The following is a 10,510-nucleotide window of genomic DNA, read 5'->3' as shown; positions in this document are numbered from 1 at the left end:
ACATGATCACCCACCTTTAGTATGTTTTACAATTCTATAGCTTCTACTAATAAATCTTCTATTACAATGGATAGTTGTTTAATAGTTGGGGCTTCAAATATTTTTCGAATCGAAATTTCAATTTCAAATATATTTTTCAACCTTGTTATTGTCTGAATTGCAGATAGGGAATGTCCTCCTAATTGAAAGAAATCATCATGTATTCCTAACTTTTCTGCCCCTAAGACCTCTTCCCATATTCTTGCTAATTGCTGTTCTATAATTGTTGATGGAGGGACATAGTTATTGTTCAAATTATTATCGTCATTACCTAATTTGGAAATTTTCTTACGGTCTACCTTCCCATTAATGGTTAATGGGAATTCGTCTAATGTTGTAAAATGAGTTGGAATCATATATTCAGGTAATTTATTTATTAGGAAATTCCTTAAATCATTAATATTAAAGGGTTCTAATGGGGCTACCGGTACAATATAAGCATACAATTCGTTAGATCCTGATTCATTTTCATTAGCTAAAACCACAGCTTCTCCAACTGCCATATATGTTTCGATAGCTCGTTCTATTTCTCCAATTTCGACACGGAACCCTCGTATTTTTACCTGATGGTCAACTCTCTCAATAAATTCAATATTACCGTTTGATAAATAGCGAACCCGATCTCCTGTCCGATACATTTTTTCATTTGTATCTATAAACGGGTTACTTATATACTTTTCATTCGTTGATTCAGCATTATTGAGATATCCCCTTCCGACACTACTACCACCAATATATAGCTCTCCTATAAAACCTGGAGGAAGAGGTTGTTGGTGTGCATCTAATATATAAGCCTTTGTATTACTCATCGGTTTACCAATTGGTGCCGCACGCTTAGTTGTTTGCTTGTCCGTTACTTTATATATGAATGTACCAACAGCTGTTTCAGTTGGTCCATAGTGATTAAAGACATTACACTTATTTACTGATGTAATATGACAAACCCAATTCCAGCGTAACTCTTCCCCTCCGATTAAAATGTTTTTGTGTGGTAAAATTTTTTCTGGCGAGTCGCCAAATAAACTCTTTAAGTGCGAAGGGACAATTTTCAAAAAGTCAATCCTATTTGAATTAAAGTACTTTTCGAGTTGAATCGGGTCACTCGCAATTTCATCAGACAAGATGTGAAGTGTGCCCCCAGATAATAGAGAACCGTATAAAACAGTGTGTCCAACATCCGCTGCAAAAGTTGAAAGGTAAGCATGATTATCATTTCCAAAAAAATGGAATATGCTCTTGAATTGCGAAAATGTGATTCACAATATTTTTATGTTCAATTAAAGCGCCTTTTGGCTTTCCGGTAGAGCCTGATGTATATATACAATAAGCTAAATTTCTTGAAGATACTTCAAGATTTAGATTGGCTCCATTCTCTATGTCCTTATTCAAATGGACCGGAATAATAATCCCTTTGAAATTTTCTAAATCATTAATATATTTACTTTGCGTAATTATAAATCTACAGTTTGCATCTTCTAATATTTTATAAATGCGTTCTTTTGGAAACTTGGGATCGATTGGTACATAAGCCGCCCCCGTTTTCATTATCCCCAGTGAACCAATTGGGACTTCAGGTGACCGATCCATAAATATACCTATAACTTCTTCTTTTTGTACCCCATTTAATATGAGCTGATGAGCTAGATCATTTGCTCTTTCATTTAATTGTTCATAATTTAAGGAATAATTGTTGTCATACTTAATAGCAACTGACTTTGGTGTTTGCTTTACTTGTTCTTCAAAAAGGGAGTGAAGACAAGTATTGATATTATAATTGCTTTCAGTTTCATTCCATTCTTTCACCACAAGGTTATAAAACCTTTGATCTAGAAGATTTAATTCAGAAATACGTTTATTTTCTGACTCTAATACATCTCCTAGCATTACAAAATAAGTATTCAGTATAACTTCAAAGTCCTGCTTTGAAGCTATACTAGTATCATAGTAAAGATCTGCAGTTAATCCGTCATCATTTTCTATAATTGATAACTGCATTTTAAATTTTTCATTAACTCCATAAATATCATCTAATTTAATAGAGAGATCATTGTTTCTATGGAACGGTTTCCATTTAATATGATCAAAACTAAATGGAATTCCTATAACCTTTTCACAATTTAGCGCACTTTCTACTCGTTGCCATGTAAAGGACTCCTTATAATCTTTGAAATCATTTATTTTTTGACATAAACCTTTTGCAAACTCTTTAAATGTTAGATCTTTATTAACATTGATTTCAATCGGTATAATTTTGTCGAGTGCACCGATATTTACTGATGAATTGTCACTTCTGCCCTGATAATTAACCCCTACAAATATGTGTTCTAATGATAAATACTTAGAGAGCCATATATACCAACCTGAGAGGAATATATCAGAAATGGAAAGGTTAAGTTTTTCACTAGTTGCCTTAATTTTGTCTATTTCTATATCTTCAAACTTTTTTCTAATACGTTGTATTGTACTTTTTGAATCGTTATTCTCATAGACAAATGGCATATCTACTTCCTGAAAATACTCTAAGTTTTCTAATTGGTTTTCTTCCACCCAATGTTGGAAACCAATGAAGGAATCCTCAGAATTCTCAAACTCACTTAATCTTTTTATTATTTCTTTATATGAAATACTACCCTCTATATTCGAAGAGTTATTTTTCGAATAATTAGAAATCATGTTTATTAGTGGTTGAGCTTGTTTATCAATAACATAAGGGTTTCCGCTAATTTCCAAATAATACTTTTCAGAATTTTGTTTAATCAGTTTCCCTTTTATTGCAATTTCAGACTGGGGGTAACTGTTTTGATTTTGCAAATAACTCTTGCTTAAATATTGTTCTTGTTCATCTTCTGGCAAATAACTAATATCTACTTGCTCAAGTTCAAATGAATTAATGATGTCTTGATAAAACGAATTAATCGCTTTCTTGAACTCTTTTATATCAATTTTCCCTTCAATAACATATATTAATTTTATAATCAAATCTTCATTTAATTTTCTTATCCTGTATTGTTGAGTATTTTCTTCTCGCTTAGATACATTATCCATTAGTTTTTCCCCTCCATATTAATCAGAAAATTAAACTTTTCTTTTTCTTTCGTAAAAATTCTTGCTGTTTTTCTTTCAGATATTCCTTTTCTTCGTTGTTAAGCTGCTCGCTGACTTCTTTTAACGTAAGATAAGGAGTTTCTATTACCATTGCTAGAACTTTTTGATAGAGGTATACCATTTTTTCTATCGTGCTTTTTGAAAATAAATTAGATTTGTACATTACAATTACATAGAAATCCTCTTTGGTATGTTCTATATTAAAATGAATATTGAATTTTGGAAGATCATGTTTTATTGGATACAAATCTGTGGTTAAATAATCTGTTTGATTATGGAACGTTGACAGATCATTAACTGCAAAGACAACCTGGAAGAATGGAGTCGAATCTAGTCGGTCAGGTCTAAGTTCTTCGATAATTTTGTCAAAAGGGATATCTTGATGATCTAATGCTTCGATATATATTTTTTGAACATGTCTTTGAACCTCATCTAAAGTTGGATTATTATTTAAATCTGTTCTTAATACTAATGTATTAACAATGAAACCGAGAATTCCCTCTAGATTTTGTTGATTTCTTCCATCTTGAACAGTACCTAGAACAATCTCATCTTGTTTACTCAAGTAATGCATAACAACGTTAAAAGCAGAGAGTGAAAAATTATATAATGTTCTTCCTTGCAGTTTACAATACTCAAAAATATCATTTGTCACTTCTCTTGGAATACGATAGACGTACTCTTCACCTTCAAGATTATTACTAACCGCAGAACTTTGTTTTTCTTTAGGTAGATTTAACTTAGGCAGATTTGATAGTTTTTTCTTCCAGTAGCTTAATTGTTCATGAAACTTCTCACTGTTAAGTTTGTTCTGCTGCCATACAGAATAATCTGCATATTGAAGTTCATTTCGCTCTACTTCTATTGGCTTCTTTTCAATTATGTTTGTGTAATAAGTTAGCATTTTATCAATAAGCATGTTAATTGAAGATCCATCTATAATTAGATGATGGAAGTTCATTAATAAAATATTCCTCTTGTCATTGATTTCCCATAAAGTAAAGTTGTATAAAGGACCATCTTCTAAATGAAATACACTTTTCGCTTGTCTTTCAATTTCCTTTTTTAACTGATCTTCAGTTAATCCTTTTGCAGGAATTACTTCTAAATTAACTTCCGATTTTTTATGGATGACCTGTATAGGTTTTCCTTGTTTATTTATTGAAAAAGTAGTTCGTAATATTTCATGCTCTTCAATAATTAGATTTAGACTTCTATTTAAATACTTGACTTCTAATTCTCCAGTAATATCTAATGCAATTGGGACATTATATAAAGGAGTCCCAGGAGTTAGTTGCTCAGAAGTCCATAGTCTTATTTGGTTTAATGAAAGAGGAATCTCATTTTCTCTTGGAATTTTCACGATGCTTTCTGTCGAATCATCTTTCATATGACCTATTTTCTCATTTATAACGTTGACTAATTCACCTATCGTAATCATTTCAAATATAGTACTTAAAGGTAAATGTAGTTTATATTCATCGTTAATAGCACTAATCAATTTAGTCGCTAACAATGAGTTACCACCTAATTCAAAGAAATTACTACTATATTCTGGATGGATGTGATCTTTCAAACTTAAAATGCCCCTGATCATTTTACTGACTTTTTCCATAATATGATCATCTACAAATTCTTCTTCGGTCCAACCGTGTTCATCTGTTTTTTGTTCTAAGTTAACTTCTTCTTTAATCGTAAATTGGCCTAATGGAAGCTTTCTTACCTTTAACCCGGTATTTAGCCAAGGTTCATGATCTAATATGATGTCATCTTTATATGAACTGATTACATGTACGTATAAATCACCTAATGCACCCAATGGAACATCTGTATGGTTTTTATCTAAAATTCTGAATTCGTGAGTGCTATTTAACTTTTTACTTAAAAATTCATTATTTGGTACAGCTTTAACATTTTTATTAGTAATTGTTTGGTAAGCAAACACCTTACCAATCTCTTCCTGACCAAAGAATTGCGTTATTTTAAAATCATTATACATACAATGCTCAAACCAAGGTATTAAATAATCCTTATCCACATGTCCAAACATGCAAATACTCTTAATTGGTAAATTTTGAAATAAGTTGTTATGGAGATTCACAAAAGAGTTTTTATCCACAAAAAGTTGTGTTATTTCATTGTCCTTAATATATTTTAAGTACTGATTTGCAGAATTCAATATCCATTGTGGGACAAGATGTAATTGTATTCCGCTTGTTATGCCACCCCAGAACTCTAAAACAAAAGGTAGTGAGTGAATTGAATTACTTACTATCCAACAATCTTTCCTATCTACTTGTTCACAGGAGTTTATTAATAATGACATGATGTCACGTTGAGATAATTTTTCCACTTTTAGTTGATTTTTGCTAGAATCATTGTAAGTAAAAAATGTAACCTCCTCATTACCACTAGGAGTATTTGGATTCTCAAAAGGAGCTTCTACTATTTGTTCCCACTCATCCTCAATAAATATGGCTTCAACATCTGTTTCTGGAAGTTCGTCATAAAAGTCTTCTTCCGTTAATAAATAAGAAGGTTTCATTGTTTCTAATATAGAAATATAGTCCTCTTCGGTCGTACCAAGATTAATTGGCAAATAAGATATTCCAGCTTTTACAATACCTAACAAACAAATAAGGGTTTTCGCACTATTCTCTAAATAAAGAGCAACAATTGACTGTGATGTCATCCCTAGATTTCTAAGGTAATGGGCAACCTGATTTGACTTGATGTTCAATTCTTGATAAGTATATTTTTCCTCCCCTTCTTGAATCGCAATTACCTCAGGATAAAGTTTTACGTTCTCCTCAAACTGCTTTATAAAACTAATACCCTCTGCCAATTGGTTGTTTGATTCCACTGGCGTATCCTCTTTCATAACAAAATCTATTTCGTCAATCTTTGTGGTCGGTTCCTCTACTACTCTATTTAATAAATTAAGGTATTGTTCAATCATCCATTCAATAGATTCTTCTTTATATATATCAGTAGAATATTCAAAATATCCTTCTAAGTAATCTTGCTTTTCTGTCAAACTTAAAATCAAATCAACCTTTGAAGTGTCTGTATGTACTTCAATCGGTTTCATATTAATTCCAGAAAAAGCAATATCTTCAATCAACTCATTATGCAAAGCAATAATCACTTTAAATAACGGTGAATGTGTTGCGTTTCGTTTTATTTTTAATTCATGGATCACTTGCTCTAAAGGTGCATCTTGATTCGAGAACGCTTCCAAAGTTGTGTCGCGCACTTTTCTTAAAAATTCATTAAACGTTTCTTCACCTTTTAATTTAGATCGAATTACTAAAGAATTTGCAAAAAATCCAATTAAATTCTCTGCTTCTTGTCCCCTTCTGTTGGCAACCGGAGTGCCTATATTTATATCATCTTGACCACAATATCTATAGAACAATACATTTAATCCAGCTGTTAATGTCATAAATAGAGAAGCTTCTTCTTTTTGAGAAATCTCTTTTAATTTATGCAGTAATGCTTTATTAATTTTAAAGCTTTTAATTCTTCCATTATGAGAAGGCTTATTTGGTCTCGGATAATCAGTAGGTAAATTTAACTCAGTATTGGAATCCTTTAACCAATTCACCCAATAATCCATCTGTTTCTTTATATTAAGTGAGTTTTCTAAACTAGTTTGCCACATCGTGTAGTCTTTATATTGTATAGGTAAAGGTTTTAAATTTATATTTTCCCCTTTTTCTTTAGCCTCATAAATTTCTGCAAGGTCTCGCATAAAAACGCTTAATGACCAACCATCAAAGACTATATGATGGATATTAACAAATAGCCAATATTTTTCATCCGAAAACTTAATTAGCTTTGAATAAATTAATGAATCAGTTTCTAAATTAAAAATGTGTTTTGCATCTTTTCTTACGTAATTCCATGCCTTTTGTTCTATTTCTGTATTTGATTCACCTTGGAAAGTAAAAACTTCTAATCGAAAATTAGAAATATTAGAAATTTTTTGAGTGACTTCTTCTTCATTCATCACAAAGTTCGTTCTTAAACATTCGTGACGGTGAATCACTTCTTTTAAACTTTCTTCAAGTATAGTTGGGTTCAAGGAACCTTCCAAAGTATAAATAAAAGCTTCATTATATACTGGTAGATTAGGCTCTAATTGATGTAAAAACCATAGACGTTTTTGAGCATAAGAGAGAGGAATGTTGTTTTCTTTATCTGTTTTCGGAATAGAAAGTTTATTTGGTTTTTCATTTGAAAACTCCTTCTCTTCTATACAAGCAGCTAATTCTTTTATGGAAGGACACTTGAAAATATCTTCTATTGTTACTTCAATATTATATTTTGATAGTCGGTTAATAATTTTTGCAGCTAAGAGGGAATGACCACCTAATGAGAAAAAGTTATCCTCTTTTCCAATTTGACCACGGATTTCTGATTCCCATACCTCTAACAAAATCTTCTCTGTTTCTGAATGAGGAATGAACTTTTCTTTATTAACAGGGAAAACGTCTCTCGATATCAAATTTTGTTTATTTACTTTACCATTATCTGTAAGAGGGAGTTCAGACAAAATTTCTATAAATGATGGATGCATAAATTTAGGTAAACTATCTTCTAGATGCTTTTGGACTTTCTCAAAAATGTGAGCATCGTTGCGCTTCGGTACTATATAAGCCACCATTTGTTTGTCACCGTTTATCTCCTTTACAACGACAGCGGCTTGAAGGATATTAGGGTGTTTCCCCATTGCCACTTCAATTTCTCCTAGCTCAATTCTAAGCCCTCTTATTTTAACCTGCTGGTCCTTTCTAGAGATAAATTCAAGGTGACCATCATCATTTTCTCGAACATAATCACCAGATTTATACATATATTCATCTTTTGGAACGAAAGGATTTTTAATAAAAACTTCGCTTGTTTTTTCAACATTATTAATATATCCACAACCAACGCCTGGTCCCCCAACGTAAAGTTCACCAATTTCTCCCTTTTTAACAGGTTCCAGCTTTTCATTAAGTACATATATTTGTCGATCACCGATAGCTGTACCAATTGGAACAGATTTTTCATGTTTGGAGAAGTTAGGTGGTACTACATAACATGTAGAGAAAACCACACACTCAGAAGGGCCATATCCATTTATTATTTTCAAATGAGGGTATTGTTGTTGTGCTTTTATGATATGTGAAGGAGACAAAGCTTCTCCACCAGTCATAACTGTTTCAATACCTGTTAATGCCCCGCGATCATCATCAATGACGAGGTCAAAAAGTGATTTTGTTAACCATAATGTATTGATTTGATATTTCTTGATTAAGCTTTTTAGATCATTACTAGTTGGGATTTTTTTATTATATAAAACACATCTTCCACCATTTACTAAAGCCGGCCAAGTTTCGAGAACAAATACATCCCAAGAAATTGAAGAGTAATGTAATGAGATAGGTTTGTTTTGCAGGTGCACCATTCTTTGATCGAATGTAAAACCCAAAATACTTCGGTGCGGGACTGCAATACCTTTTGGCTTACCACTGGAACCAGAAGTGTAAGATATGTAGGCGAGATCATTTATACTTGTTGAATGTTTAAGATTAATAATACGTTCTTTATTAATTTGTTCACGTTCTTTGTCTATGAATATCGTATCTTTATTAGTTGGAAGTGAACCTTTACAATTGGCCTGACTTAAAATAAATAAAATGTCACATTCCTTAACTATAAAATCAATTCGACTTTTTGTAGAATTACTAGGGTCTATTGGTACATATACACCACCTGCCTTCAAAATGCCTAAAACACTTTGAATTAGATCAAAGCCTCTATTCATAACTACTGCTACTTTTGACTTAGTCTTCATACCTCTTCGTTTTAAATAATGTGCCATTTGGTTAGCTCCATCATTTAATTGTTTATAAGTCATTGTTTTATCTTGGTCTATTAATGCAATTTCATCAGGTTGAATTGAGACCCGTTTTTCAAATAAATTATGTACACAGCTATAATTTTGCATTTTTTATTTCCCCTTTACTAACTCTTGAAACCAACCTTTTATTAAATGCTAGATAAATACAATAAGCCATTAAGATTCCACCACTAACTTGGAGTATAATAGAAACTCCAAAGCCAATGGAAATAGCTCCCGATACTAAACTATAGGCAATCGGTAGTATACCCATTGAAGAGGCACTTAGTAAGCTCATTACTCTACCTAACACTTGCTTCTCCGTGTTTTCTTGAATATAACTAATAATTGGTACACTAATCAATGAAGCACAAATTGCGACAATCAAAATTATACCTAAATGTACCCAAATAACTGTAATAGTTCCTATGATAACTAAAGATGTTCCCTGTATAGCAAGTAGAGCTACTGATCGCTTTAGTCGGTTTTTATTTAAGTTTAACAATATACTTGCTACAGAACCTACAAGTAAACCTGCCGCCCATGTGCCTTGATAGAGACTTAAAATAAATGCATCCCCATTTAACATTTTTTCCACAATTAGCGGGATTGCAATTCCAATTGGTCCTACGAAAAACAGGTTTGTTAAAAGAAGAATAATCAAACATATACCAATATTTGAATGTTTATTAATATACTTATATCCTTCAACAAGGTCTTCAAACATTTTTTTCTTTTTATTAGATTCGTTACTTTTTTTCTTTGAATTATTTATACTTTCATCTTCATCTTTTGGCACATTGACACGGACTAAAAAAAGTGAAGATACTAAAATAATTCCTGCCATTGCAAAAAATGAACTAGCAAAAGAGCCTATACTTATTACAAAAGCAGCTAATACACCACCCATCATCATCAATACTTGGAAGGACCCCCTTTGTATTGCATTAACTCTTGTTAAGAGATCTTTAGATACAATTTTAGGTACTAAAGACATTGTTGCTGGAAAGAATATGGCATCTAGTAATCCAAAGATAACTGCTAAACAAATTAAAACTGGTAGTGTAAGTAAGTCGTTTAAGAATAGAACCCCTTCTAAACACAGTATGAAAATGCGAGTAAAGTTTGAAAAAAGCATAACGTTTTTACTATTAAACCGATCAATGATTGTACCACCAATTAACATCATTATTAATCTTGGAATCGTAGCAGCCATCATAACCACACCTAACATGGCTGAAGCTTTAAGTTCGTTTACAACTAACCATTGCTCGGTTACTACAAATGATGTGAAAATAAGACCTTGTAACCCGTGAGAACATATAAAGTTTACAAATTGTTTATTTTCGAATAATTGGCTTAATTCAGTTCTTAAGTTCTGATTGTAATCAGCACCTGTCTGCATAAATACACCTCTTTTAAAGTTATTTTGGTTATTTCCTTTTTTGTTGCATTATAATGAAAGCGCTGACAATT

The 10,510-nt window shown here is 31.8% G+C and carries 4 protein-coding genes; all 4 read right to left on the bottom strand.

The window, feature by feature from the left end; translation table 11 throughout:
- Positions 1-26 precede the first annotated feature (26 nt).
- The 4 genes from PDL00_RS15645 to PDL00_RS15630 are packed head-to-tail and all read right to left on the bottom strand — an operon-like array spanning position 27 to position 10,439.
- Positions 27-1,271, bottom strand: a complete 1,245-nt coding sequence (locus tag PDL00_RS15645) for a non-ribosomal peptide synthetase (RefSeq protein ID WP_270729986.1) — start codon at positions 1,269-1,271, stop codon at positions 27-29.
- On the bottom strand, positions 1,249-3,084 hold the full coding sequence (locus tag PDL00_RS15640) for an AMP-binding protein (protein WP_270729960.1): 1,836 nt from the start codon (positions 3,082-3,084) through the stop codon (positions 1,249-1,251). Before PDL00_RS15640 ends, PDL00_RS15645 begins: the two co-directional genes overlap by 23 nt.
- 22 nt (positions 3,085-3,106) lie before the next feature.
- On the bottom strand, positions 3,107-9,142 hold the full coding sequence (locus PDL00_RS15635) for a non-ribosomal peptide synthetase (protein ID WP_270729956.1): 6,036 nt from the start codon (positions 9,140-9,142) through the stop codon (positions 3,107-3,109).
- A complete protein-coding gene (locus PDL00_RS15630) occupies positions 9,129-10,439 on the bottom strand; it encodes an MFS transporter (RefSeq protein ID WP_270729954.1) in 1,311 nt (436 codons plus the stop codon). Before PDL00_RS15630 ends, PDL00_RS15635 begins: the two co-directional genes overlap by 14 nt.
- Positions 10,440-10,510: the final 71 nt, after the last annotated feature.

This window comes from Bacillus cereus group sp. TH152-1LC, from assembly GCF_027710505.1.
GTDB classification, from domain to species: domain Bacteria; phylum Bacillota; class Bacilli; order Bacillales; family Bacillaceae_G; genus Bacillus_A; species Bacillus_A mobilis.
This window is presented reverse-complemented; position numbering and strand designations above follow the sequence as displayed.